At 72.1% G+C, this 25,253-nt stretch carries 23 protein-coding genes and 1 pseudogene; 15 read left to right on the forward strand and 9 right to left on the reverse strand.

What is annotated here, in order from left to right; translation table 11 throughout:
- Window positions 1–105 precede the first annotated feature (105 nt).
- From cobM to cobC, 6 genes are read left to right on the forward strand one after another with little or no spacing between them, the layout of a single operon-like run.
- Window positions 106–924 (forward strand): precorrin-4 C(11)-methyltransferase, encoded by an 819-nt coding sequence (gene cobM, locus ABD198_RS07085; RefSeq protein WP_343998563.1) that lies wholly within the window; start codon window positions 106–108, stop codon window positions 922–924.
- A complete protein-coding gene (cbiE, locus tag ABD198_RS07090) occupies window positions 921–2,171 on the forward strand; it encodes a precorrin-6y C5,15-methyltransferase (decarboxylating) subunit CbiE (RefSeq protein WP_343998565.1) in 1,251 nt (416 codons plus the stop codon). Before cobM ends, cbiE begins: the two co-directional genes overlap by 4 nt.
- Window positions 2,168–3,850, forward strand: a complete 1,683-nt coding sequence (gene cobJ / locus ABD198_RS07095) for a precorrin-3B C(17)-methyltransferase (RefSeq protein ID WP_343998567.1) — start codon at window positions 2,168–2,170, stop codon at window positions 3,848–3,850. Before cbiE ends, cobJ begins: the two co-directional genes overlap by 4 nt.
- Window positions 3,847–4,443 carry a precorrin-8X methylmutase gene (locus ABD198_RS07100; RefSeq protein WP_343998569.1) on the forward strand — a complete coding sequence of 199 codons (597 nt, stop codon included), beginning with the start codon at window positions 3,847–3,849 and terminating at the stop codon, window positions 4,441–4,443. The genes cobJ and ABD198_RS07100 overlap by 4 nt, the downstream gene beginning before the upstream one ends.
- A complete protein-coding gene (locus ABD198_RS07105) occupies window positions 4,440–5,354 on the forward strand; it encodes a sirohydrochlorin chelatase (protein ID WP_343998571.1) in 915 nt (304 codons plus the stop codon). Before ABD198_RS07100 ends, ABD198_RS07105 begins: the two co-directional genes overlap by 4 nt.
- The gene (cobC, locus tag ABD198_RS07110) at window positions 5,326–6,408 is read left to right on the forward strand and encodes an Rv2231c family histidinol phosphate aminotransferase CobC (protein WP_425580429.1); all 1,083 of its coding nucleotides are present in this window, start codon (window positions 5,326–5,328) and stop codon (window positions 6,406–6,408) included. The genes ABD198_RS07105 and cobC overlap by 29 nt, the downstream gene beginning before the upstream one ends.
- Window positions 6,409–6,558: 150 nt before the next feature.
- Here the strand turns inward: cobC and ABD198_RS07115 are convergent, their stop codons facing one another.
- The 5 genes from ABD198_RS07115 to ABD198_RS07135 all read right to left on the reverse strand — a co-directional run bounded on the left by ABD198_RS07115 (window position 6,559) and on the right by ABD198_RS07135 (window position 11,402).
- Window positions 6,559–7,497, reverse strand: coding sequence for an SCO1860 family LAETG-anchored protein (locus ABD198_RS07115; RefSeq protein ID WP_343998575.1), 939 nt, complete (start codon window positions 7,495–7,497; stop codon window positions 6,559–6,561).
- Between the two features lie 299 nt (window positions 7,498–7,796).
- Window positions 7,797–8,888: an amidohydrolase family protein gene (locus ABD198_RS07120; protein ID WP_343998577.1), complete on the reverse strand. Its 1,092-nt coding sequence runs from the start codon at window positions 8,886–8,888 to the stop codon at window positions 7,797–7,799.
- Between the two features lie 44 nt (window positions 8,889–8,932).
- Window positions 8,933–9,724 carry an amino acid ABC transporter ATP-binding protein gene (locus ABD198_RS07125; RefSeq protein ID WP_343998579.1) on the reverse strand — a complete coding sequence of 264 codons (792 nt, stop codon included), beginning with the start codon at window positions 9,722–9,724 and terminating at the stop codon, window positions 8,933–8,935.
- The gene (locus ABD198_RS07130; RefSeq protein WP_343998581.1) at window positions 9,721–10,554 is read right to left on the reverse strand and encodes an amino acid ABC transporter permease; all 834 of its coding nucleotides are present in this window, start codon (window positions 10,552–10,554) and stop codon (window positions 9,721–9,723) included. Before ABD198_RS07130 ends, ABD198_RS07125 begins: the two co-directional genes overlap by 4 nt.
- Window positions 10,551–11,402, reverse strand: coding sequence for a transporter substrate-binding domain-containing protein (locus tag ABD198_RS07135; RefSeq protein WP_343998583.1), 852 nt, complete (start codon window positions 11,400–11,402; stop codon window positions 10,551–10,553). The genes ABD198_RS07130 and ABD198_RS07135 overlap by 4 nt, the downstream gene beginning before the upstream one ends.
- A 173-nt stretch (window positions 11,403–11,575) precedes the next feature.
- Between ABD198_RS07135 and ABD198_RS07140 the strand changes: the two genes are divergently transcribed.
- From ABD198_RS07140 to thpD, 6 genes are all read left to right on the forward strand, one after another.
- Complete coding sequence (locus ABD198_RS07140; protein ID WP_343998585.1) at window positions 11,576–12,676, forward strand: pyridoxal-phosphate-dependent aminotransferase family protein; 1,101 nt, start codon at window positions 11,576–11,578, stop codon at window positions 12,674–12,676.
- A 230-nt stretch (window positions 12,677–12,906) separates the two neighbouring features.
- Window positions 12,907–13,452 (forward strand): DinB family protein, encoded by a 546-nt coding sequence (locus tag ABD198_RS07145; protein WP_343998587.1) that lies wholly within the window; start codon window positions 12,907–12,909, stop codon window positions 13,450–13,452.
- A gap of 365 nt (window positions 13,453–13,817) precedes the next feature.
- Window positions 13,818–14,324 carry a diaminobutyrate acetyltransferase gene (gene ectA, locus ABD198_RS07150; RefSeq protein ID WP_343998589.1) on the forward strand — a complete coding sequence of 169 codons (507 nt, stop codon included), beginning with the start codon at window positions 13,818–13,820 and terminating at the stop codon, window positions 14,322–14,324.
- 285 nt (window positions 14,325–14,609) lie between these two features.
- Complete coding sequence (ectB, locus tag ABD198_RS07155; RefSeq protein WP_343998591.1) at window positions 14,610–15,881, forward strand: diaminobutyrate--2-oxoglutarate transaminase; 1,272 nt, start codon at window positions 14,610–14,612, stop codon at window positions 15,879–15,881.
- 65 nt (window positions 15,882–15,946) lie between these two features.
- Window positions 15,947–16,345: an ectoine synthase gene (locus ABD198_RS07160; protein ID WP_343998593.1), complete on the forward strand. Its 399-nt coding sequence runs from the start codon at window positions 15,947–15,949 to the stop codon at window positions 16,343–16,345.
- 6 nt (window positions 16,346–16,351) lie between these two features.
- Entirely contained in the window at window positions 16,352–17,263 is a 912-nt protein-coding gene (gene thpD / locus ABD198_RS07165; RefSeq protein WP_343998595.1) for an ectoine hydroxylase, read from the forward strand.
- Window positions 17,264–17,420: 157 nt separating this feature from the next.
- Here the strand turns inward: thpD and ABD198_RS07170 are convergent, their stop codons facing one another.
- The 3 genes and pseudogenes from ABD198_RS07170 to ABD198_RS07180 all read right to left on the reverse strand — a co-directional run bounded on the left by ABD198_RS07170 (window position 17,421) and on the right by ABD198_RS07180 (window position 20,421).
- Window positions 17,421–18,473: an aminotransferase class V-fold PLP-dependent enzyme gene (locus ABD198_RS07170; protein ID WP_343998597.1), complete on the reverse strand. Its 1,053-nt coding sequence runs from the start codon at window positions 18,471–18,473 to the stop codon at window positions 17,421–17,423.
- A gap of 113 nt (window positions 18,474–18,586) precedes the next feature.
- A pseudogene (locus ABD198_RS07175) lies at window positions 18,587–18,733 on the reverse strand (DsbA family oxidoreductase); the annotation flags it as partial.
- A gap of 158 nt (window positions 18,734–18,891) precedes the next feature.
- Window positions 18,892–20,421, reverse strand: a complete 1,530-nt coding sequence (locus ABD198_RS07180) for an aldehyde dehydrogenase (NADP(+)) (RefSeq protein ID WP_343998599.1) — start codon at window positions 20,419–20,421, stop codon at window positions 18,892–18,894.
- 110 nt (window positions 20,422–20,531) lie between these two features.
- Here ABD198_RS07180 and ABD198_RS07185 point away from each other — a divergent pair, with 110 nt between their 5' ends.
- The 3 genes from ABD198_RS07185 (at window position 20,532) to ABD198_RS07195 (ending at window position 23,445) form a co-directional block, all read left to right on the forward strand.
- Window positions 20,532–21,305 (forward strand): IclR family transcriptional regulator, encoded by a 774-nt coding sequence (locus ABD198_RS07185; RefSeq protein ID WP_343998600.1) that lies wholly within the window; start codon window positions 20,532–20,534, stop codon window positions 21,303–21,305.
- A gap of 3 nt (window positions 21,306–21,308) precedes the next feature.
- Window positions 21,309–21,782, forward strand: a complete 474-nt coding sequence (locus ABD198_RS07190; RefSeq protein ID WP_343998602.1) for a GNAT family N-acetyltransferase — start codon at window positions 21,309–21,311, stop codon at window positions 21,780–21,782.
- 205 nt (window positions 21,783–21,987) lie between these two features.
- Window positions 21,988–23,445: a peptidoglycan D,D-transpeptidase FtsI family protein gene (locus tag ABD198_RS07195; protein WP_343998604.1), complete on the forward strand. Its 1,458-nt coding sequence runs from the start codon at window positions 21,988–21,990 to the stop codon at window positions 23,443–23,445.
- A gap of 235 nt (window positions 23,446–23,680) precedes the next feature.
- Here ABD198_RS07195 and ABD198_RS07200 read toward each other — a convergent pair whose 3' ends face one another.
- Window positions 23,681–25,171: an NCS2 family permease gene (locus tag ABD198_RS07200; RefSeq protein ID WP_343998606.1), complete on the reverse strand. Its 1,491-nt coding sequence runs from the start codon at window positions 25,169–25,171 to the stop codon at window positions 23,681–23,683.
- Between the last annotated feature and the right edge of the window lie 82 nt (window positions 25,172–25,253).

Raw genomic sequence — 25,253 nt, forward strand, 5'->3', positions numbered from 1 at the left:
CTTCGTATCCGATCGGCAGCGGCTCGCGCACGTGTGACAGCCGCTGCCCCGCCCACTTTGTGACCCCCCTTGTCTCGCTCGTCCCGCAGGAGAGGACCGATTCCCATGGCCGATGCCCCCACCGGCAAGGTGACCTTCGTCGGCGCCGGCCCCGGTGCCGCCGATCTGCTGACGTTCCGGGCCGCGCGTGCCATCGCCGAGGCCGACGTCGTGATCTGGGCGGCCAGCCTGGTGCAGGCCGAGGTGCTGGAGCATGCGCGGGAGGGCGCGGAGATCCTCGACTCGGCGACGATGTCGCTGGAGGACGTCGTCGCCGTGTACGAGCGGGCGCACGCCCAGGGGCTGAAGGTGGCCCGGATCCACTCCGGTGATCCCGCTCTGTGGGGCGGCACCCAGGAGCAGCTGGACCGGTGCCGGGAGATCGGCATCGAGACGGAGGTCGTGCCGGGCGTGTCGTCGTTCTCCGCGGTCGCCGCGCTGGCGCAGCGGGAGCTGACGATTCCGGAGATCGCGCAGTCGGTGGTGCTGACCCGGCTGGGCGGTGGCAAGACGCCGATGCCGCCCGGTGAGGAGGTCCGCGAGTTCGCCCGGCACGGCACCACCATGGCGGTCTTCCTGTCGGCGGCGCGCAGCGGCCAGCTGGTGCGGGAGCTGCTGGAGGGCGGCTATCCGACGACCACGCCGGTGGTGGTGGCGTACCAGGCGACCTGGCCGGAGGAGCTGATCGTCAAGTGCACGATCGGCACGCTGGAGGAGACGGTCAAGCGGCACAAGCTGTGGAAGCACACCTTGTTCCTGGTGGGCCCGGCGCTGGACGCGCACGGCACGCGGTCGCATCTGTACCACCCGGGTCACTTCCACGGGTACCGCAAGGCCGACCCGGAGGCGCGGCGGGCGCTGCGGTCGCGGGGTGCCGGCACATGATCACCGTGGCCGGAATGGGGACGGATGCCTCAGGGGCGCACGTTCCTCAGGAGCTGCTCGCCGATGCCGCACTCGTCGTGGGCGGGCGGCGGCATCTGGAGGCCGTCGCGCTGCCGGGGACCGCCGAGCGGGTCGTGCTGGGTCCGCTGGCGCCGGCACTGGAGAGGATCGCCGGATGCGTGGCGGAGGGGCGTCCGGTGGTGGTGCTGGCGTCGGGGGATCCGGGGTTCTTCGGGATCGTGCGGGCGCTGGCCGAGCGCTTCGGTCCCGAGGTGCTGCGGGTGCGGCCCGGGGTGTCGTCGGTGGCCGCCGCGTTCGCGCGCCTCGGGCTGCCCTGGGACGACGCGGTGGTGGTCAGCGCGCACGGGCGGGACGCCCGGACGGCCGTCCAGCTGTGCCGGGCACATCCGAAGGTGGCCGTGCTGACCGGTCCGGGCGCCGGTCCGGCGGAGCTGGGGGCGGCGCTGGCCGAGCACTGCCCCGGCCGGGTGCTGGTGGTGGCGTCGGCGCTGGGCGACCCGGTGCGCGAGCGGGTGGAGCGGGTCACGCTCGCCGAGGCCACCGCGCGGGACTGGGGCACGGCCGTGAACGTGGTGCTGTGCCTGGACCAGTCGCGGGCCCTCGGGCCGGTGCGGACCGTGGCGGGCGGGTTCGAGCGGCCCGCCGGGTGGGCGCTGGACGAGGCGGAGTTCACCCACCGGGACTCGATGATCACCAAGTTCGAGGTGCGGGCGCTGGCGCTGGCCCGGCTCGGTCCGCGCCCCGGTGAGCTGGTGTGGGACGTGGGCGCCGGGTCGGGTTCGGTGGCCGTGGAGTGCGCGCGGCTGGGTGCCGCCGCCGTCGCCGTGGAGAAGGCCGCGGACGGGGTGGAGCGGATCCGCGCCAACGCGGCCGCGCACGGCGTCGATGTGCGCGTGGTGCACGGCACGGCCCCGGCCGCGCTGGAGGAACTCGACGATCCCGACGCCGTGTTCGTCGGCGGGGGCGGGCGGGAGCTGCCCGCCGTCGTCACCGCCTGCGCGCGGCGCGCCCGGCGGACCGTGGTCGTCGCCATGGCCGCGCTGGACCGGGTACCGGCCGCTCGCGCGGCGCTCACCGCGGCCGGACTCGCCTGCGACGGGGTGCTGTTGCAGTCGTCGCGGCTGGCGCCGCTGCCGGGCGATGTGACCCGGCTGGCGGCGGCCAATCCCGTTTTCCTGCTGTGGGGCGTACGTCCCGCGGCACACAGTGAAGGAGTTGCCCAGTGATCGGCCTGATCTCCGCCACGGCGGCGGGAGCGGCGGCGCGGGACCGGCTGGCCGCGGCGTGGCCGGACCGGACGCGGGTGTACGACGGTCCGGTGCGCGACGCGGTGCGGGCCGCGTTCGCCCAGTGCGAGCAGCTGGTGTGCTTCCTGGCCACCGGGGCGGTGGTGCGGCTGGTGGCGCCGCTGCTGGAGGACAAGCGGAGCGACCCGGGTGTGGTGTGCGTCGACGAGGGCGGGCGGTTCGCCGTGTCGCTGCTCGGCGGGCACGCCGGCGGGGCGAACGAACTGGCCCGTGAGGTCGGTGAGGTGCTGGGCGCCGAGCCGGTGGTGACGACGGCCACCGACGCCGTGGACCTGGCGGGACTGGACACGCTGGGCCTGCCGGTGGAGGGGGACGTCGCCGCCGTGTCGCGGGCGCTGCTCGACGGCGAGGAGGTGGCGCTGGATGCCGAGGTGGCCTGGCCGCTGCCGCCGCTGCCGGCCGGCGAGCAGGGCACGTACACCATCCGCGTCACCGACCGGCTCGTCACGCCCGGTGAGGGGGAGGTCGTGCTGCGTCCGCCGTCCCTCGTCGTCGGCGTGGGCGCGTCGCGGGGCGTCCCCGTCGAGGAGGTGCTGGCGCTGGTCGGGGAGGCGCTGCGGGAGGCCGGGGTGTCGCCCGCGTCGCTCGGGGAGCTCGCCACGGTGGACGCCAAGGCCGAGGAGCCCGGCATCGTGGCCGCGGCCCGGCACTTCGGCGTGCCGCTGGTGACGTATCCGGCCGAGGAGCTGGCCCGCGTCGAGGTGCCCAACCCGTCCGCCGCGCCGCTCGCCGCAGTCGGCACCCCCTCGGTCGCTGAGGCCTCGGCGCTCGTGCGCGGCGGTGAACTCCTCGTCCCCAAGCGCAAGTCGGCGATGGCGACCTGCGCGGTGGTACGGCGGCCCGGGCGCGGCCGGCTCGCGGTGGTCGGACTCGGACCGGGCGCCCGCGACCTGCTGACCCCGCGCGCGAAGGCGGAACTGCGGCGCGCCTCGGTGCTGGTGGGCCTGGACCAGTACGTCGACCAGATCCGCGATCTGCTGCGGCCCGGCACCAGGGTCGTCGAATCCGGTCTGGGCGCCGAGGAAGAACGGGCGCGCACCGCGGTGGCCGAGGCGCGGCGCGGGCAGTCGGTGGCGCTGATCGGCAGCGGGGACGCGGGTGTGTACGCCATGGCCTCGCCGGCGCTCGCGGAGGCGTCCGACGACATCGACGTGGTCGGGGTGCCCGGTGTGACGGCGGCGCTGGCGGCCGGGGCGATCCTGGGCGCCCCGCTGGGCCACGACCATGTCTCCATCTCGCTGTCCGATCTGCACACGCCGTGGGAGGTCATCGAACGGCGGGTGCGGGCGGCGGCCGAGGCGGACCTGGTGGTGACGTTCTACAACCCCCGCAGCCGGGGCCGCGACTGGCAGCTGCCGAAGGCGCTGGCGATCCTCGCCGGGCACCGGGCGCCGACGACCCCGGTCGGTGTGGTGCGCAACGCCTCCCGCCCGGACGAGTCCAGCCGGATCACCACATTGGCCGGGATCGACCCGGCCATGGTCGACATGATGACGGTCGTGACGGTGGGCAACACCGCGACCCGGACCGTCGCGGGGCGCATGGTGACGCCGCGCGGCTACCGCTGGCAGACGGATGCGAAGCAGGAGGCCCGGTGAACCGCGTCGTCCACCCCATCGAGCAGGAGTCCTTCCGCAGGCTGCGCGCCCGGCTGGACACCTCCCGCTTCCCGCCGCTGACCCGCGCGGTCGTGGAGCGGGTCATCCACTCCTCCGCCGATCTCGAGTACGCCTCCGATCTCGTCATGGACGAGGGCGAACTGACGAAGGCCCATGCCGCGCTGCACGCCGGGGCGCCGGTCGTGGTGGACGTGGAGATGGTCGCGGCCGGCATCACCCGCCGCGAGACCGTGTGCCGGCTGAAGGACGCCCAGGCCGGGCCGGGCCTGACGCGGTCGGCGCACGCCATGCGGCTCGCCTTCGAGGAGGTCGGACCGGGCGCCCTGTGGGTGATCGGCTGCGCGCCGACCGCCCTGGAGGAGCTGCTGACGCTGGACGCCTCCCCCGCGCTGGTCATCGGCCTGCCCGTCGGCTTCGTCGGCGCGGCCGAGTCCAAGGCGGCGCTGCGCGCGAGCGGGCTGCCCGCCGTGAGCAACCTGTCCGAGAAGGGTGGTTCGGCGGTGGCCGCCGCCGCGCTCAACGCCCTGCTGTACCACCCCGTTTCCCCCGACCCCTCCGAGGAGAACCTGTGACCACCCCGCCCGCTCTGCTCATCGCCGGCCACGGCACCCGGGACGACGCCGGGGCCGAGGCGTTCCGCGCCTTCGTGCGGGAGCTGGGCCGCCGCCACCCCGAACTGCCCGTCGCGGGGGGCTTCATCGAGCTGTCCCCGCCGCCGCTGGGCGAGGCCGTCACCGAGCTGGTCGGCCAAGGGGTGCGCCGGTTCGCGGCCGTGCCGCTGATGCTGGTGTCGGCCGGCCACGCCAAGGGCGACATCCCGGCGGCCCTTGCCCGCGAGAAGGAACGGCACCCGGGGATCTCGTACACCTACGGCCGCCCGCTGGGCCCGCACCCCGCGCTGCTGAGCGTGCTGGAGCGTCGGCTGGCGGAAGTGCTCGGCGACTGGGACCCGGCCGAGGTGACGGTACTGCTGGTGGGACGCGGCTCCACGGACCCGGACGCCAACGCGGAGGTGTTCAAGGCGGCCCGGCTGCTGTGGGAGGGACGCGGCTACGCGGCCGTGGAGACGGCGTTCGTCTCGCTGGCGGCGCCCGACGTGCCGAGCGGCCTCGACCGCTGCGCCCGCCTCGGCGCCCGGCGCGTCATCGTCCTCCCGTACTTCCTCTTCACCGGCATCCTCCCGGAACGCGTGAAGCGGCAGGCCGAGGAATGGGCGGCGGCCCACCCGGCGACCGAGGTGCGCTCCGCGGACGTCATCGGCCCGGAGCAGGAACTCCTGGACCTCGTCTGGGAACGCTACGAGGAGGCCGTACGCGGCGATCTGCGCATGAACTGCGACAGCTGCGTCTACCGGATCGCCCTGCCCGGCTTCGAGGACAAGGTCGGCATGCCCCAGCAGCCCCACTTCCACCCCGATGACGACGGCCACCACCATCACGGACACGGACACGGCCATGCCCACTCGCACTCCCACGCCCACTGAGCCGATGGACGCACACGACCTGCGGCACCACGGGGACGCCGAGGTGCGCGACGACGGCGCCGCCCTGACCGACCTGGCGGTGAACGTCCGCGCGAACACCCCGCCGGACTGGCTGCGCGACCGCATCGCCGCGTCCCTGTCCGGCCTGGCCGCCTACCCCGACGGCCGCGCCGCCCGTGCGGCGGTGGCGGCCCGGCACGGCCTGCCCACCGAACGGGTCCTGCTCACCGCGGGCGCGGCCGAGGCATTCGTCCTCCTGGCCCGCGCACTGAGGGTCCGCCGACCGGTCGTGGTGCACCCGCAGTTCACCGAGCCCGAGGCGGCCCTGCGCGACGCCGGCCACTCGGTGGACCGGGTCCTGCTCCGCGAGCCGGACGGCTTCCGCCTCGACCCGGCCCTGGTCCCCGACGACGCGGACCTGGTGGTGATCGGCAACCCGACCAACCCCACCTCGGTCCTGCACCCGGCCGCGACACTGGCCCGACTGGCCCGCCCCGGACGCACCTTGGTGGTGGACGAGGCCTTCATGGACGCGGTCCCCGGCGAACGGGAGTCCCTGGCCGGCCGCACGGACCTGCCCGGCCTGGTGGTCCTCCGCAGCCTCACCAAGACGTGGGGCCTGGCGGGCCTGCGCATCGGCTACGTCCTGGCCTCCCCTGACACCATCGCGGACCTCGAACGGGCCCAGCCGCTCTGGCCGGTCTCCACGCCGGCCCTCGCCGCGGCGGAGGCCTGCATGGAGCCCTGTGCCCTGGCCGAGGCGGACCGCGCGGCCCACCGCATCGCGGCGGACCGCGCCCATCTGGTCGCCGGCCTGCGCCGGTTCACCCCGCACGGCCTGCGCCTGACGGAACCCCCCGAGGCCCCCTTCGTCCTCATCCGCCTTCCCCACGCCCCCCAGATCCGCACCCGCCTCCGCACCCTCGGCTACGCAGCCCGCCGCGGCGACACATTCCCCGGCCTCGACACCAACTGGCTCCGCCTCGCAGTCCGGGACAGAGCAACGACGGACGGCTTCCTCAACGCCCTGGACAAGGCCCTGTCCGCCGGCTGAGCAGGGGGCTCCAAACCTCGGGCGCCCCTCAACCCACGGGCGCGCAACCCGGCCCGTTCACCTTTCAGCCCACCGAGTCGGGTGGTGGGGCGGGCATAGGTCCGGGGGTCCAGGGGGCGGAGCCCCCTGGTTGGGTGCCAGGAACCCGGGTCAGCTCTTCCGGCGACGGGACAGCAGCACCGCCCCCGCACCAACCCCCAGCAGCGCAACGGCCCCCGCCGCAACATACGGCGTTGCGGAATCACCGCCCGTCTCCGCGAGGTTGGCGACCTGCTCCTTCTCCCCCCGCTCCCCCTGCGGCTCGACCCCGGCCCCGGAGTCCTCCTCCGGAACCGCAGCCTCCTGCTGTCGCTCCTCCTGCTGCTTCTGAACCCCCGGCGCCTCACACCTCGCCTCGACCAACGTCACCGTGCCCTCCACCTCGGCAACATTCAGCTTCAGCGGATTCACCGACACCCTCAGCTGCAACGCCGTAGCCACCGCCGTCCGCGACGTCGTCTCCGTCTTCGACAGATCCAGCCGCACCTCACCGACCCCCGGCACCTTCACCTCGGTCGGCCCATCGGACGTCAGCCGGACCCGCTTCCCCAGCACCGTCACCGTCCCCGGCAACGTCGCCGACGCCAACGGCGTACGCCCCGCCTCACAGACCGCCTTGGAGCTGACCTTCTCCAGTTCGATCAGCCCCAGCCGAGGCAGCCCGGGCACATGCACCCGCGCCTTCGCCAGCGTCGCCGACGACTCCGCCTTGCCGCCCTCCACGGCGGCCACCGCATCGGCGACCTCCGCCCGCAGCACGGTGAACGGACGCCCCCCGTCGACGCCGTCCAGGCTCGCGGTGAGTGCCGTCTTCCGCGCACTCTGCGGCGCACTGACCTCGTTGAGGCTGAGCGCAAGCGGAACGTGCACGGACTTGCCGGCCAGGGCCACATCGAGATCGGTCCGCAGGACGACGGCGCCGGCCCCGCCCTTCTCCCCGGTCTCCCCCGGCTCCCCGGTGGCATACACGGAGCCCGCTCCGGCCAGCGCCGCGGGCCCCGCGGCGAGAACGGTGGCCGTGGCGACGGCGACCCAACGGCGTGCGGGCATACGGAACTTGGTGCTGTTCAAGGTGGTGGGACCCCCCATGAGACGTGTGGGACCCGGAAAGAATGTCCGCGGCGCACGCCGGTCGTCAGCGATCCGCCGACACTTCACCCCATCGGGGCGATCCCGCCGAGGTGTTCGAATCCAGAGGCACGGCCGTTCCCCCTCGCCACCCCGGCCCCCCTCTCCCGGGTGAGCGCGCGAGCACGCCCCCGCATCCCACGCTCCCCACCCCGGCGCCCCGCCCCGGCGCCCCGCCCCGGCGCCCCGCACCTCGCGCCCCGCGCCCCGCGCCCCTGCGCCTACGCGACCACCCGCCCGTTCAACACCACCCGGCGCGGATCCGTCAGCACCCGCACGTCCGCACGCGGGTCGGCCTCGTACACCACCAGATCCGCCGGAGCACCCTCCTCCAGCCCGGGCCGGCCAAGCCACCTACGGGCGGCCCAGGTCCCCGCCGCCAGCGCGTCGAGCGGCGGAATGCCGGCCGTCACCAGCTCACCGACCTCGGCCGCCGCCAGCCCGTGCGGCAGGCTGCCCCCGGCGTCGGTGCCGACGAAGACGGGGATGCCCGCGTCGTAGGCGGAGCGCACGGTCTCGTAGCGGCGCGCGTGCAGCCGGCGCATATGGGCCGACCAGTCGGGGAACTTCTTCTCGCCACCCGCCGCGAGATCCGGGAAGGTGGCGATGTTGACCAGGGTGGGCACGATCGCCACCCCCCGCTCGGCGAACAGCGGGATGGTCTCGTCCGTCAGCCCCGTGGCGTGCTCGATGCAGTCGATGCCGGCCTCGACCAGGTCCCGCAGGGAGTCCTCGGCGAAGCAGTGGGCGGTGACGCGGGCACCGAGCCGGTGCGCCTCGGCGATCGCCGCCTCGAGCGCCTCGCGCGGCCAGCAGGGGGACAGGTCGCCCAGGTCGCGGTCGATCCAGTCGCCGACCAGCTTCACCCAGCCGTCGCCGCGCCGCGCCTCCTGGGCGACATGGGCGACGAGGTCCTCCGGCTCGATCTCCCAGGCGTAGTTGCGGATGTAGCGGCGGGTGCGGGCGATGTGCCGCCCGGCCCGGATGATCTTCGGGAGGTCCTCGCGGTCGTCGATCCAGCGGGTGTCGGAGGGCGAGCCGGCGTCGCGCAGCAGCAGCGCGCCGCCGTCGCGGTCGGTGAGGGCCTGCTTCTCCGCGACGTCCTCGGGGACCGCGCCGTGCCGGTCGAGGCCGACGTGGCAGTGGGCGTCGACGAGTCCGGGCAGGACCCAGCCCTCGACGGTCCGGATGTCACGGGCGCCGGCGGGGCGGTCGTAGGAGATCCGTCCGCCGATCACCCAGAGTTCGTCGCGGACCTCCTCCGGCCCGACGAGCACCCTCCCCTTGACGTGCAGCACCGCGCGTTCACTCATACCCGGCACCCTAGCCAGGGGTCATCCGGCACCCTAGCCAGGGGTCACGGCGACTTGCTCACCTGGTCCCCGGTCCCCTCCTCGACCTCGGCCATCGCCGGGTCCAGCAGGCGGGACAGGAAGTGGCGGGTGCGCTCGTGCCGGGGGCGGCCGATCACCTCGTCCGGGGTGCCGTCCTCGACGATCACTCCGCCGTCCATGAAGACGACCCGGTCGGCGACCTCGCGGGCGAAGCTCATCTCGTGGGTGACGACCATCATCGTCATGCCCTCCTCGGCGAGCATCCGCATGACGGCGAGCACGTCGCCGACCAGTTCCGGGTCGAGGGCCGAGGTCGGCTCGTCGAAGAGCATCACCTCGGGGCCCATCGCCAGCGCGCGGGCGATGGCGACGCGCTGCTGCTGTCCGCCGGAGAGGGAGGAGGGGTAGGCGTCGGCCTTCTCGGACAGGCCCACCCGGGCCAGGTTCTCCGCGGCCACCCGCGCCGCCTCCGCCTTGCCGCGCCGCAGCACCCGGCGCTGCGGCAGGGTGAGGTTCTCGGTGACGGTGAGGTGGGGGAAGAGGTTGAACTGCTGGAAGACCATGCCGATGCGGCGGCGCACGGCGTCGATGTCGACGTCCGGGTCGGTGAGTTCGACCCCGCCGACGAAGACCTGCCCCTTGGTGGGCTCCTCGAGCAGGTTCACGCAGCGCAGCAGGGTCGACTTGCCGGAGCCGGAGGGTCCGATGACGCAGACGACGTCGCCCTGGCCGATCTCCAGGTCGATGCCGCGCAGCACCTGGTTGTCGCCGAACGACTTGTGCAGGCCGCTGACGCGGATCTCGGGGCGGCTCATCGCACGGCCTCCTGTGCCTTGGCCTCCATGCGGCGCACGACGAAGCCGAGCGGAATGGTGATCAGCAGGTAGCACAGCCCGGCGACCAGGATCGGCGTGGAGTTGGCGGTCTGGCTGGCCAGGTCGCGGCCGAACTTGGACAGTTCGCGCTCCTCCAGGGTGACGCCGAGGAACAGCACCAGCGAGGAGTCCTTGAACAGCAGGACGAGTTCGTTGGTGAGCGGCGGCAGGATGATCCGGAAGGCCTGCGGGATGATGATGGAGACCATGGCGCGGGCGGGCGAGAAGCCCAGAGAACGGGCCGCCTCCATCTGCCCCTTGGGCACGGCCTGGATGCCGGCGCGGATGGTCTCGGCCATGTAGGCGGCGGCGACCAGGCCGAGCGCCAGGGCCACCTTGCCGTAGGTGCCGCCGATGATCTCCGTGCCGGGGAAGGCGAGCGGTACGGCCACCCCGATGAAGATGAAGATCAGCAGGGCGGGCAGGCCGCGGAAGATCTCGATGTAGATGCCGGCCAGCCACCGGTAGGGCCCGACCGACGACAGCCGCATCAGCGCGATCACCATGCCGAGCGCGAGCCCGACGCCGAAGCCGGTCACCGTGTAGAGCACGGTGTTCTTCAGCGCCAGCGTGATGACGTCCGGGAACATCCGGTCGGCGATCTCGGGCTGCGCGAACTGGTTCTGCAGCCGTCCCCAGTCGGCGGAGACCGCGAAGAGGATCACCAGCGCGACGAAGACGGCGTACTGGATGCCGCGGGACAGGCTGCGCTTCTGCCGGCGGGTCAGGCCCTTGCGGCGGGGCGCGACGTCGGACTTCGTGTCGCTCATGAGGCGGACGGAGAGGCCGCGGAGTCGTCGTAGGGGCCGATCCACTGCTCGTAGAGCTTCTTGTACGTGCCGTCGGCCTTGGCGTCGGCGATGGCCTTGTTGATGGCCTCGCGCAGCGCGGTGTTGCCCTTCTTGACGGTGAAGCCGTACTGCTCGCCGGTGTCGATCTGCTCGGCGACCTCGAAGGCGTCGGCGTTGGCCTTGTCCTTCAGCCAGCCCTGGACCACCGGGTAGTCGATGACGACGGCCTTGGCCTGGCCGGTGCGCAGGCCGTTGAGGACCGCGTCGGAGGACTCGAAGGAGACGGGGTCGAAGCCCTGGCTCTTGGCGTAGTCCTCACCGGTGGTCTGCGCCTGGGCACCCAGGGTGATCTTCTTCGACTTGACGTCGGCGAGGGACTTCACGCCGCTGCCCTTGGGGACGAGGACGGCCTGGGTGGCGTTGAAGTACGGGTCGGAGAAGTCGACGTTCTTCTTGCGTTCCTCGGTGATGGTCATGCCGGCGGCGGCCAGGTCGCACTCGCCGGAGTTGAGGAAGGCGCCGGTCTTGAAGTTCTCGAACGGCGTGTCGACGATCTGCTGCTTCACCCCGAGGTCGTCGGCGACCAGGTCGATCAGCGCCACGTCGAAGCCCTGCACCCTGCCGTCGATCTCCGACTGGAACGGCGGGTAGGGCAGGTGGGTGCAGGTGGTCAGTTGGCCCGCCTTGACGAGCTCGACGCCGCCGGCGGCGGTCTTGCTGCCGCTCCCTCCGTCGTCGGTGGAGGTGCAGGCGGTCAGGAGCACCAGCCCGGCGGTGGCGGTCAGAGCGGCCGGGACGAGCGTCCGGCGCCGGGAGAGCTTCTTCACGGGGGCCTCCTGGTTGGGAACGAAGGGTTCCGATTATAAGGAGATGTTTGAGGAGCCCAAAACAAACGTAGGGAAGACCGGCCGCCCGACCTGAGAACCGGGCGCGCGGGCGGTCGCCGGCGGGTGGATACCCTCGGTGGCGTCGACCGACCCGCGAGCGAGAGAGACCCCCCGTGACCCACCCCCTCCTCGACCTGGCCCCGCTGAGCGCCGCGCACTTCGCCTCGATCGAGGACCGGGTGGCGCGGCTGCTGCGCACCGAGCAGGACGTCGTGATCATGCAGGGCGAGGCGCTGCTGCCGCTGGAAGGCGCGATCCGGGCGTGCGCGGGTCCCGGCACGACCGCGCTGAACGTCATCACCGGCCCCTACGGACAGACCTTCGGCGACTGGCTGCGCGACTGCGGAGCCTCGGTGATCGATCTCACGGTGCCCTTCCACACGGCAGTGACGGCGGCGCAGATCCGGGAGGCCTTCGCCGAGCATCCGGAGATCGACTTCGTGTCCCTGGTGCACGCCGAGGCGGCCACCGGGAACACCAACCCGGTCGCGGAGATCGGCGAGGTGGTGCGGGCGCACGGGGCGCTGTTCTACCTGGACGCGGTCGCCTCGATCGGCGCCGAGCCGGTACTGCCGGACGCCTGGGGCGTCGACCTGTGCGTGATCGGGGCGCAGAAGGCGATGGGCGGCCCGGCCGGGGTGTCGGCGGTGTCGGTGAGCGAGCGGGCCTGGGCCCGGATGGCCGCGAACCCGAAGGCGCCGCGCCGGTCGTATCTGTCGCTGCTGGACTGGAAGGAGCGGTGGATCGACGGCGGCCGCAAGGCGCTGCTGTTCGCGCCGGCGCAGCTGGAGATGCTGGCGCTGGAGGCCTGCCTGGAGCGGATCGAGGCGGACGGTCTGGACGCGGTGATGGCCCGCCACGCCTCCGCCGCGGCGGCCACCCGGGCGGGGGCCCTCGCCCTGGGCGGCGGCCTGCAGCCGTACGTGCACGACGCCCGCGAGGCGGCCCCGGTCGCCACGACCCTGCGGGCCCCGGAGGGCACCGTGGCCGCGGACCTGGTGGCCCGGGCGCTCGCCGCGGACCCGGCGCTCCCACTCAGCGCGGGCGGCGGCACGCTGGCCCGCGAGATGATCCGCGTCAACCACTACGGCCCGGACGCAACCCGCGGCGTCGTACGAGCAAGCCTGACCGCCCTGGGCACGGCCCTCGCGGAACAGAACCTCGAAGTGGACGTACAGGGCGCACTGCGCGCCGCGGAAGAAGCCTGGCGCTGACGCGCGACCGGGGCCCGCAGGACCGTAGGGGCCTCGGCTCGCGCCCCAGGGGCGCCGAGGCCGGCGGCCCGCAGGGCCACAGGGCCGCAGGGCCACAGGGCCGCAGGGCCACAGGGCCGCAGGGGGGCGCTCGCTCCCCGGCAGGGTCGCTCGTCACCCCCTGCTCGCCGGGGGGCCGGCCGTGGCGTGATCGGGTCGGTCGGTGTCGGGCGGCGTGCCATGCTGCACTCATGGCTGACGGTGCTCCCGGATCCCTGCAGACCTCGCAGACACTGCCCGACGGGCGGGCGATTCCGCCGCTGACCGGTGACGAGCGGCTGATGCTGGAGGGGTGGCTGGACTTTCACCGGGGCACGCTGCTGCTGAAGTGCTCGGGGCTCGACGACGCGCAGGTGCGGCGCGCGTCCGTCGAGCCCTCCGTGCTGACCCTGCTGGGCCTCGTGCAGCATCTCGCCGAGGTGGAGCGGAACTGGTTCCAGCGGGTGGTCGCGGGGCTCGACGTGCCGCCGGTGTTCGAGGATCCGACGGGTTACGCGCTCGATCCCGCGCGGGGGCTCGACGAGGCGGTCGGCATCTGGCGCCGCGAGGTCGAGCGCGGGCGTGAGCTGTGCGCCGGGCGATCGCTGGAGGACACCGGCCGGATGGTGGACGGGCCGGTCGCCGGTGCGGAGGTGAGCCTGCGGTGGGTGTACATCCATCTCATCGAGGAGTACGCGCGGCACAACGGGCACGCCGATCTTCTGCGGGAGCGCATCGACGGAGTGACCGGCGCATGAAATTCCACGGGACAGCCGCATTGTCCCGCACCTGCATCCGTGCATATTCTCCGGCGATATTCTTGGCTTATCTCTCTATTACCTCCGAGAGCAGCTTCCCATTCGCTTCTGCCCGCTTCTCGCGGACCTAAACGCCCCAATTTCAAGAACGATAAGCCGCGCATTCCGGACATCCCTCGGGGCTGTTATCCAGTTGTGACCGGCTCCACAGCCCGCCCGGTCCGTCCCTTATTTCCGCAGGAAAACGGGGCATTCCGCCGGTCCCTCACGCGGGCACGCACGCACGCGCGATAACACAGGCCAAGCTCTTCCGTAACCCCGTCAGGCGATGCAATTTTGAATTTACCTGGGTAAGTTCAAATTCCATGACTGCCGCACAAGCAGACCTGCAAATCGACCGCCCGACCGTGGCGGACGGAGCCGTGCTGTGGCGGATAGCCAGGGACTCGAAGGTCCTCGACCTGAACTCGTCGTACAGCTATCTGCTGTGGTGCCGGGACTTCGCCGCCACATCGGCCGTGGTCCGTGACCAGGGCGGTGAGCCGATCGGCTTCGTCACCGGCTACGTCCGGCCCGACAGCCCCGGCACCCTGCTGGTCTGGCAGGTGGCGGTGGACGAGAAGCACCGCGGCCGCGGCCTGGCCGCCGCTCTGCTGGACGGACTGGTCGCCCGGACCGCCGCGGAGCACGGGGTGACCACGGTGGAGACCACCATCACCCCCGGCAACACCGCCTCCGAGCGCCTGTTCACCGCGTTCGCCGAGCGTCACGGCGCCCGGCTGGAGCGCGAGGTGCTCTTCGAGACCGCCCACTTCCCGGACGGGCCGCACGACCCCGAGGTGCTGTACCGCATCGGCCCCCTCACGGACTGACCGACGGCCGTCGCGCGGCCGTCCGGCGACCAGCCGCCGACCGGCAACCGCGTGACCGACCAGCGTGACCGACCAGCGTGAATGACCAGCGCGAACGCACAGCGCGCGCCGACCGACGCCGACCCGCCCCGACGCCGACCGACGACCGACGACCGACGACAAGCGACCGACCGCCGACCGACGCCCACGGACCACCGGCGCCGACCGGCCCCCGAGCGCACACCGCACGACTCCCCGACCGCCCGACTTCCTCTGACCTCCCACGCCACCGAGGAGCGATTCGTCGTGACCATCACCCAGCCCGACCTCAGCGTCTTCGAGACCCTCGAGTCCGAGGTGCGCAGCTACTGCCGCGGCTGGCCCACCGTCTTCGACCGTGCGCACGGCAGCCGCATGTACGACGAGGACGGCCACGAGTACCTCGACTTCTTCGCCGGAGCAGGCTCACTCAACTACGGGCACAACAACCCCGTCCTGAAACGGGCGCTGATCGACTACCTGGAGCGTGACGGTGTCACGCACGGACTGGACATGTCGACCAGCGCCAAGCGCGCCTTCCTGGAGTCCTTCCAGAACTGGATCCTGCGCCCGCGCGACCTGCCGTACAAGGTCATGTTCCCGGGCCCGACGGGTACCAACGCGGTGGAGTCCGCGCTGAAGCTGGCCCGGAAGGTGAAGGGGCGCGAGGCGATCGTGTCGTTCACCAACGCCTTCCACGGCATGTCGCTGGGCTCGCTCGCGGTGACCGGCAACGCCTTCAAGCGGGCCGGCGCCGGCGTCCCGCTGGTGCACAGCACGCCGATGCCGTTCGACAACTACTTCGACGGCCAGGTCCCGGACTTCCTGTGGTTCGAGCGCATCCTCGAGGACCAGGGCTCCGGCCTGAACAAGCCGGCCGCCGTGATCGTCGAGACGGTGCAGGGCGAGGGCGGCATCAACGTGGCCCGGCCCGAGTGGCTGCGGGCGCTCGCCGACCTGTGCGAGCGCCAGGACATGCTGCTGATCGTCGACGACATCCAGATGGGCTGCGGCCGCACCGGTGCCTTCTTCTCCTTCGAGGAGGCGGGCATCACGCCGGACGTCGTCACCGTGTCCAAGTCCATCAGCGGCTACGGCCTGCCCATGGCGCTGACCCTGTTCAAGCCCGAGCTGGACGTCTGGGAGCCCGGCGAGCACAACGGCACCTTCCGCGGGAACAACCCGGCCTTCGTCACGGCGACCGCCACCCTGGAGGCGTACTGGGCCGACGGGGCGGCGATGGAGAAGCAGACCCGCAAGCGGGGTGAGCAGGTCGAGCAGGCGCTCGCCGCCATCGCCGAGGAGAACGCCGACGAGGTCAAGGAGTACCGGGGCCGCGGCCTGGTGTGGGGCATGGAGTTCCACGACAAGTCCCGCGCCGAGCGGGTCGCCCGGCGCGCCTTCGAACTCGGCCTGCTGATCGAGACGTCCGGCCCGGAGAGCGAGGTCGTCAAGCTCCTGCCGGCCCTGACCATCACCCCGGACGAACTGGACGAGGGCCTGACCACGCTGGCCCGGTCCGTCCGCGAGACCGCCTGACGAACCGGTCGCTCATCCGCCGTCACCGACGGCCACCACCACCATCTAGGAGGCATCGCAGCACCGTGATTGTCCGTTCCTTCAAGGAGATCGAAGGCACCGACCGGCATGTGAAGTCCGCGTCCGGCACCTGGGAGAGCAAGCGCATCGTCCTCGCCAAGGAGAAGGTCGGCTTCTCCCTGCACGAGACGATCCTGTACGCGGGTACGGAGACGTCGATGTGGTACGCGAACCACATCGAGGCCGTCGTCTGCGTCGAGGGCGAGGCGGAGCTGACCGACAAGGAGACCGGACGGACGTACACGATCACGCCCGGGACCATGTACCTCCTGGACGGGCATGAGCGGCACACGCTGCGCGTCAAGGAGGACTTCCGCTGCATCTGTGTGTTCAACCCGCCCGTCACCGGGCGGGAGGACCACGACGAGAACGGCGTCTACCCGCTGCTCACCGAGGAGGTGTGAGGTTTCATGACCACCGCGACCACCACCACCGGCACCCAGGTCCCCGACCTGTACCCGACGCGCGGCACCACCGAGGTGCTCACCCCGCGCCAGGACCCGGTCGTCTGGGGCGCGCCCGACGCCCCCGGCCCGATCACACCGGCCGACCTGGGAGCCTTCGAGCGTGACGGCTTCCTCGCCATCGACCAGCTGATCGACGAGGACGAGGTCGCCGTCTACCGGAACGAGCTGAACCGGCTCGTCTCCGACCCGGAGATCCGGGCCGACGAGCGCTCCATCGTCGAGCCGAAGTCCAAGGAGATCCGCTCGGTCTTCGAGGTCCACAAGATCAGCGAGGTGTTCGCGCGTCTGGTGCGCGACGAGCGTGTCGTGGGCCGCGCCCGGCAGATCCTCGGCTCGGACGTCTACGTCCACCAGTCGCGGATCAACGTCAAGCCGGGCTTCGGTGCCAGCGGCTTCTACTGGCACTCGGACTTCGAGACCTGGCACGCCGAGGACGGTCTGCCCCGGATGCGCACGGTCTCGGTCTCGATCGCGCTGACCGAGAACTACGAGACCAACGGCGGGCTCATGATCATGCCGGGCTCGCACAAGACGTTCCTCGGCTGCGCGGGTGCCACGCCGAAGGACAACTACAAGAAGTCGCTGCAGATGCAGGACGCGGGCACGCCCTCGGACGAGGCGCTGACCGCGATGGCCTCCGAGCACGGCATCAAGCTGTTCACCGGCAAGGCCGGCTCGGCGACCTGGTTCGACTGCAACTGCATGCACGGCTCCGGGGACAACATCACCCCGTTCCCGCGCAGCAATGTCTTCATCGTGTTCAACAGCGTCGAGAACGCGGCGGTGGAGCCGTTCGCCGCGCCCGTCCGGCGCCCCGAGTTCATCGGAGCGCGGGACTTCACGCCGGTGAAGTGACGCCACATCGACGCCGGTGACATGACGGCGAGTTCATCGCGGCCGTAGCCGCTGCGGCGCATCCGGACCGCGGGCCGGGCCTCCTCGTGTGGGACAGGGAGGCACCGGCCCGCTGCCGTGCCGCCGGTCGTGCCGTCGCCCGGCCGTTCCGCGGGGCTCAGCCGGACAGTGCGTCCAGCAGCCGGTCCACGTCGGCGGCCGTGTTGTACAGGTGGAAGGACGCCCGCAGGTTGCCGGCCCGGTCGGAGACCGCGATGCCCTTCTTCGCCAGCTCCGGCTGGAGACGGCCGAGTCCCGGCACGGACACGATGGGCGAGCCCGGCGAGGGCACGGGCTCGTGGCCCAGCTCGGCGAGTCCCGCCCGGAAGCGGTCGGCGAGGGCCAGGTCGTGGGCGCGGACGGTGTCGACGCCGATCTCCTCCACCAGGGTGAGCGACGCACGCAGTCCCGCGTAGGTGAACAGGGCGGGGCTGGTGTCGAAGCGCCGTGCGGAGCGGGCGAGTTCGGCGACCGGGCCGTAGCAGCTCTCCCACGGCCGTTCGCCGGCCACCCAGCCCGCCTGCACCGGCACCAGATCGCCGAAGTCCTCCGGCACCACCAGGAAGGCGGCCCCGTGCGGGCCGAGCAGCCACTTGAAGGTGATGGTGACGGAGTAGTCGAAGGCGTCACCGTCCACCGGCAGCCATCCGGCGGCCTGCGAGAAGTCGACGTAGGTGCGCGCCCCGTGCTGCCGTGCCGCCTCGCGCAGGGCGCCGAGGCCGGCGATCCTGCCGTCGGCGGACTGCGCGGCGCTGACCGCGACCAGCGCGGTGCCCGGCCGCACGGCCTCCGCGATCCGCGCCAGCGGCACGGCCCGCACCTTGAGGTCGCCGCGGGCGTGGAACGGGTTGAGGACGGAGGTGAAGTCGTCCTCGGCGGTGAGCACTTCGGAGCCGGCCGGCAGCGAGGCCGCGACCAGCGAGGTGAACAGCGCGACCGAGGCCCCGGCAGCCACCCGCTCGACGGGAACACCGGCCAGCCGTGCGTACGCGGCCCGGCACGCCTCCACATCGGCGAACAGCGGATCCAGCGCCCCGCCCTCGGCCCGCAGCCGTGCGGCGCGTTCGAGGGCGGTCACGGTGCGGGCCGGGAGCAGCGCGTTGCTCGCGGTGTTCAGGAAGGTGTTCTTCGGTGTGAACTCGGCACGGGCGAGGCTCTCGAAGGTCTCCATGGGACCACTCTGCGGCCCGGCGAACCCCTCGTCCATTGCTCAGATCTGCGCAGTATCCCTAAGCACTGCTTATGAATACGCCCTGACCTGTGCTTCTGACGCCTTCTCCGGCCCTACGGCTGCGGTACGGCGCACCCGTCCGGACCGCAGGCCTCGGCCCCGGACGCGCCGCCGTCGATCAGCCGCACCGGGGGCCGCTCGTCCCAGGCCCGGGTCAGCGCCCGGGTGAACACCTCGACGGGCTGCAGGACCGCCACCCCGGGGGCGTCGGCGGGCAGGGCGGTCTGATCACCAGGGAGTCGACGGTCCGTCGGGTTCCGATCATGACGTCCCAGACGTCGCCCGCCGGGCGGCGGTTCCGGGCCCGGCTACCGGCGTCCCAGACGTCGCTCGTTCGGGCCGCGGTTCCCGGGTCCGGCTACCGCTCCAGCCGCCCGTCGACCCTGCGGGGCAGGCCCAGGGGGTTGTCGTCCCGCAGTTCCGGGGGCAGCAGCGCCTCGGGCGTGTTCTGGTACACCACCGGGCGCAGCCAGCGTTCGATGGCCGTGCCGCCCACCGAGGTGGAGGTCGAGGTGGTGGCCGGGTAGGGGCCGCCGTGGTGCTGGGCCGGGGCGACGGCGACGCCGGTGGGCCAGCCGTTGACCAGGATCCGCCCGGCCAGCGGGGTCAGCTCGGCGAGGAGTTCCGCTCCGCGTCCCTGTCCCCGGGCCTCCTCGGCGGACAGCTGGACCGTCGCCGTCAGGTTGCCGGGCAGGCGGGAGAGCACCGCCCGCACCTCGGTCTCGTCGGTGTAGCGGGCCACCACGGTGACCGGTCCGAAGCACTCCTCGAGCAGCAGGTCGTGCTCCCCCTCGCGGGTCAGCTTCCCGGCCGGCACCGTCAGGAAGCCCGCGCTGACCGTGTGCTCGCTGCCGGCGCCCGGCGTCAGCGGGGACTCCACGCCGTCCAGCCGGGCGCGTTCGGCGACACCGGCGACGAAGTTGTCCCGCATCCGGTGGTCGAGCATCACCCCGGCCTCCACGTTGCTGACCGCGTCGGTCAGCGACTTGACCAGGCGGTCGCCGCCCGCGCCGGACGGCACCAGCACCAGTCCCGGCTTCACACAGAACTGGCCGACGCCCAGCGTCATCGATCCGGCCAGACCGGCGCCGATCTCCTCCGCCCGCTCGGCGGCCGCGGCCTCGGTGACGACGACCGGGTTGAGGGAGCCCAGTTCGCCGTGGAACGGGATCGGCACCGGGCGGGCCGCCGCCGCGTCGAACAGGGCGCGCCCGCCGCGCACCGAGCCGGTGAAGCCCGCCGCGGCGACCAGCGGATGCCGGATCAGCTCGAGGCCGGCGTCGAAGCCGTGCACCAGGCCCAGCACCCCGTCCGGCAGCCCGTGCCGTGCGGCGGCCCGGCGCAGCACCTTGGCGGCCAGTTCGGACAGCGCCGGGTGGTCGGGGTGGGCCTTGACGACGACCGGGCAGCCGGCCGCGAGGGCGCTCGCGGTGTCACCGCCGGTGACGGAGAAGGCGAAGGGGAAGTTGGAGGCCGAGTAGACGGCCACCACACCGAGCGGCACCTTGCAGCGGCGCAGGTCGGGCACGGGCGGGGTGGCGGTGTCGTCCGGGTGGTCGATGATCACGTCGAGGAAGGCGCCCTCCTCGACGATGCCCGCGAAGGCCCGCAACTGGTAGCAGGTACGGGCGAGTTCGCCGTGCAGCCGGACCGGGCCCAGCGCGGTCTCGGCGTCCGCGGTCTCGATCAGCCCCTCCCTGGCCGCTTCCAGTTCGTCGGCGCAGGAGCGCAGGAAGGCGGCGCGCAGCCCGCGGTCGGCCAGGGCGTGCCGCGCCTCGTGGGCGGCGCGGACGGCGGCGTCCACCTCCTGGGCTGTGGCCTCGACCGCGACCTGTTCGCGCTGCTTCCCGGTTCGGGGGTCGACACTCCAGACTGGTGCTGCTGCCACCGCGGTCCCTCCAGACCTGGGGACGTTCGATATGCTGAACGCTGTCTCCATGCGTGAACTCGCCTGGAGACTATATCCATAGTTCCTCGGCGGACGAAGGGGCAGGGGCGATGCCGGCAGGCCAGGCGAGCGGCGGGGGTCAGGTCAAGTCGGCCGTGCGGACCGTCGAGCTGCTGGAGTACTTCGCCGGACGCCCGGGGATGCACTCCCTCGCCTCGGTCCAGGAGGCCACCGGCTACCCCAAGTCCAGCCTCTACATGCTGCTGCGCACCCTGGTCGACCTCGGCTGGGTGGAGACCGACGCGACCGGCACGCGCTACGGCATCGGCGTGCGCGCGCTGCTGGTGGGCACCTCCTACATCGACGGCGACGAGGTGGTCGCGGCCGCCCGCCCCACGCTGGACCGGCTCTCCGACGACACCACCGAGACCATCCACCTGGCCCGGCTGGACGGCACCAACGTCGTCTATCTGGCCACCCGTCAGTCCCAGCACCATCTGCGGCCGTTCACCCGCGTCGGCCGCCGGCTGCCCGCCCACTCGACCTCGCTGGGCAAGTCCATCCTCGCCACCTACAGCGACGAGCAGGTACGCCGGATGCTCCCCGAGACGCTGTCCGCGCTGACCGAGAACACCATCACCGACCGGGAGAAGCTCATCGAGGAGCTGCAACAGGTGCGGGAGACGGGGTACGCGGTGGATCGCGAGGAGAACACCCTCGGGCTGCGCTGCTTCGGCGTGGCGATCCCGTACCGCACCCCCGCGCGGGACGCGATCAGCTGCTCGGTGCCCGTCGCCCGGCTCACCCCCGCACACGAGCAGACCGTGAAAGAAGCCCTGTTCGACGCACGCGACCGGCTCACCCTGGCCACTCGGAGGCTGTGACCCATGAACATCGCCCTGCGCGAGGTGCACGACAGCGATCTGCCGGTCTTCTACCGGCTGCTGAACGATCCCGAGGCCCTGCGCATGGCGGCCTTCACCCCGAAGGACCCGGCCGACCGGGACGCCTTCGACGCCCACTGGGCGAAGATCCTCGCCTCGCCCGACACGATCAACCGCACCGTGCTGCTCGACGGGGACGTGGTCGGCCACGCCTCGGTGTACGGGGAGGCGGGCGAGCGCGAGGTGACGTACTGGATCGACCGCGCCCACTGGGGCAAGGGCATCGCCACGGCAGCGCTGCGGGCGCTGCTGGCCGAAGTTCCCGAACGCCCGCTGCTCGCGCGGGTCGCCGCCGACAACGCGGGGTCGCGGCGCGTGCTGGAGAAGTGCGGCTTCGAGGTGTCCGGCAGCGTCATGTCGTACGCGCCGGCACGGGGCACGGAGATCGAGGAACTCGTGCTCACGCTGGAGGCCTGAGCGCGCGTCTCTCCGCCGTGCGGCGGATGCGGATCATCGCACGGCAGGACGCGCGCGGGGCGGCGGCACGGCAGCGTGGAGGCATGACCGCAGCCGCCACCGCGTCCGCGCGGACCGACCGATCCTCCAGGCTTCATGAACAATCGATGAGAAACCCGGCCGGACAGGAACGATCCGCCCCGCGCCGCTCGTCTGTCCCCACGGCATGAACAAGACGATCAGGCGCGCCTCGGTCTTCGTGCTGCTCCTGGTGCTCGCCCTGCTGTTCCGGGCGACCTGGGTGCAGTTCTACGACGGCCGGGCCCTCGCGGACGACAAGAACAACCGGCGGAACGCGATCGAGACCTACGCGGCGCCGCTCGGGAACATCATCGTGGCCGGTGAGTCGGTCACCGGCTCGGCGCGCACGACGGGCGGCGACCTCGCGTACAAGCGCACCTACCGCGACGGCCCGCTGTACGCCGCGGTGACCGGCTACGCCTCGCAGGCGTATGCGCCGACGCAGCTCGAGGGCATCTACGAGGACGTGCTCAACGGCACCGACAGCCGTCTGAAGACGGTGATGGACACCGTCACCGGCAAGCGGGCCGACCCGGGCAATGTGGTGACCACCATCGACCCGGCGGTGCAGAAGGCGGCGTACGAGGCGCTCGGCGACAAGAAGGGCGGGGCGGTCGCGATCGACCCGAAGACCGGCCGCATCCTCGCGGCGGTGTCGACCCCGTCGTACGACCCGGCGTCGCTGACCGACGCCAACACCGCGGGCCAGGCGTGGAAGAAGCTCACCGGGGACCCGGACAAGCCGCTCACCAACCGGGCGCTGCGCCAGCCGCTGCCGCCGGGCTCGACGTTCAAGCTGGTCGTCGCGGCGGCGGCGCTGGAGGAGGGACTGTACGAGTCGGTGGACGAGAAGACCGACAGCCCGGACCCCTATCCGCTGCCGGGCACCAGCCGGAACCTGACCAACGAGAACCCCAACGCCCCGTGCGAGGACGCCTCGATCCGGGTGGGTCTGCAGTACTCCTGCAACAACGTCTTCGCCAAGATGGCCGTCGACCTCGGCGAGGACAAGGTGCGGGCGATGGCGGAGAAGTTCGGCTTCAACGACGAGGAGCAGGACGTGCCGGTGCGCGCCCACCCGAGCGTGTACCCCTCGGACATGTATCCCTCGCAGACCGCGCTGACCGGCATCGGCCAGTTCGACGTGACCGCCACGCCGCTGCAGATGGCGATGGTGTCGGCGGCGCTCGCCAACGGCGGTGAGCTGGTCTCGCCGCACATGGTGTCGCGGGTCACCGACGGCGGCGGCGACGTGCTGCGCGACTACGGCGACGAGGCGCGGACGGAGCGGATCGTCTCCTCCGCCACCGCCGAGCAGCTCCAGTCGGCGATGCAGACGGTTGTCGAGGAGGGCACCGGCACCAACGCGCGCATCCCCGGCGCGACCGTGGGCGGCAAGACCGGCACCGCGCAGCACGGCGAGAACAACAGCAAGACCCCGTACGCCTGGTTCACCTCGTACGCGAAGTCCGAGACGACCGGCAAGGAGGTCGCCGTGGCGGTGATGGTGGAGCAGTCCGGCGCGGCCCGCTCGGAGGTCAGCGGCAACGGCCTGGCGGCCCCGGTCGCCAAGGCGGCCATGGAGGCGGCGCTGAAGGACTGAGGACCGGAAAGGAGCCGCTGAAGGACTGAGGACCGGAGGAAGCCGCTGAAGGACCGAGAACGCCATCGAGTCCCTGAAATCCGAGGAACTGCCGGAAGCGAGTGAACCTCACCGCGCGAAGCGGCGTCTGAACGGACGGGCCGCCCCCTTCCCCCCGGGGGCGGCCCGTCGCCGTACTGCCGTGCCGTGCGGGCTAATTGACGCTTACCCGACCGCTACTTGACGTACCCGACCGCTACTTGACGCCGAGCAGCTGCTCGATCGGGTCGATCGCGAAGTACACCAGGAACAGCGCCGAGGTGCCCCACAGCAGCCAGTGGACCTCCTTGGCCCGGCCGAGGACCGTCTTGATGACGACGTAGGCGATGAAGCCGGCGCCGATGCCGTTGGTGATGGAGTAGGTGAACGGCATGACGGCGATGGTGAGGAAGGCCGGGACGGCGATCTCGAAGCGGTCCCACTCGATGTGCTTGACCTGGACCATCATCAGGAAGCCGACGGCGACCAGGGCGGGGGCGGCGGCCTGGAGCGGGACGATGGTCAGCAGCGGCGTCAGGAACAGCGCGAGGGCGAACAGGCCGCCGGTGACCAGGTTGGCGAAGCCGGTGCGGGCGCCCTCGCCGACGCCGGCCGCGGACTCGATGTAGGAGGTCGCCGAGGAGGCGGAGGAGGCGCCGCCCGCGACGGCCGCGGCGCCGTCGATCAGCAGCACCCGGCCGAGGTTGGGCACCTTGCCCTCCTCGTCCAGCAGCCCGGCCTCGGCGCTGACACCGACGACGGTGCCCATGGTGTCGAAGAAGTCGGACAGGATCAGCGTGAACACCAGCAGGACCACGGTGACCACACCGGCCTGACCGAAGGCGCCGAACAGGCTGAAGTCGCCGATCAGCCCGAAGTCGGGGCTGCCGACCACCTGGTCCGGCCACTCGGGCGTGGTCAGGCCCCAGGTGCGCACCTCGGCGAGGGAGTTGATGACGAGAGCGACCAGCGTCATCACCACGATGCTGATCAGGATGGCGCCCTTCACCTTGCGGGCGAGCAGCGCGATGGTCAGCAGCACGCCGAGACAGAACACCAGCATGGGCCAGCCGGTGAGGGTGCCGCTGCCGCCGAGCTGCACCGGGACGGTGGTGTTCGCGGCGTCCGGGATGCGGGTGACGAAGCCGGCGTCGACGAAGCCGATGAGGGTGATGAACAGGCCGATGCCGACGCTGATCGCCTGCTTGAGGGGGCGCGGGATGGCGTGCATGACGGCCTCGCGCAGCCCGGTCACCACCAGCACGCAGATCAGCAGGCCCTCCAGCACGATCAGGCCCATCGCGTCGTCCCAGCTCATCAGCGGGGCCACCTGGAAGGCGACGACGGCGTTCAGGCCGAGTCCGGCGGCCAGCGCGAGGGGCAGATTGCCGGCAACGCCCATGATGACCGTCATCACCGCGGCCACCAGGGCGGTGGCGGTGGTGAGCTGGACGGGATCGAGCTGCTCGCCGAACTTGTCCTTGGCGCTGCCGAGGATGAGGGGGTTGAGCACCAGGATGTAGGCCATGGTGAAGAACGTGGCGAAACCGCCGCGTATCTCCCGGGCGAAGGTGGATCCCCGGGCGGTTATCCGGAAGAACCGGTCGAGGGCGTTGCCGCCGTCCGGCCGCGTGTCCGGGCCGGGCGAGGCGGCGGGCGTGGCAGGTGACGGAGCACCGGGGGTGGCGTTGGACGGCGCATCGGACATGGCGGGCTGCTCCTCGATCTGAGTGATCGTGTACGGACAACGCTGGCTGGATTGTGCCCGTGCCGCATCGAGTTCAGGTGTT

Origin of the sequence: Streptomyces thermocarboxydovorans, assembly GCF_039524635.1 — a bacterium.
In the GTDB taxonomy this organism is placed as follows: domain Bacteria; phylum Actinomycetota; class Actinomycetes; order Streptomycetales; family Streptomycetaceae; genus Streptomyces; species Streptomyces thermocarboxydovorans.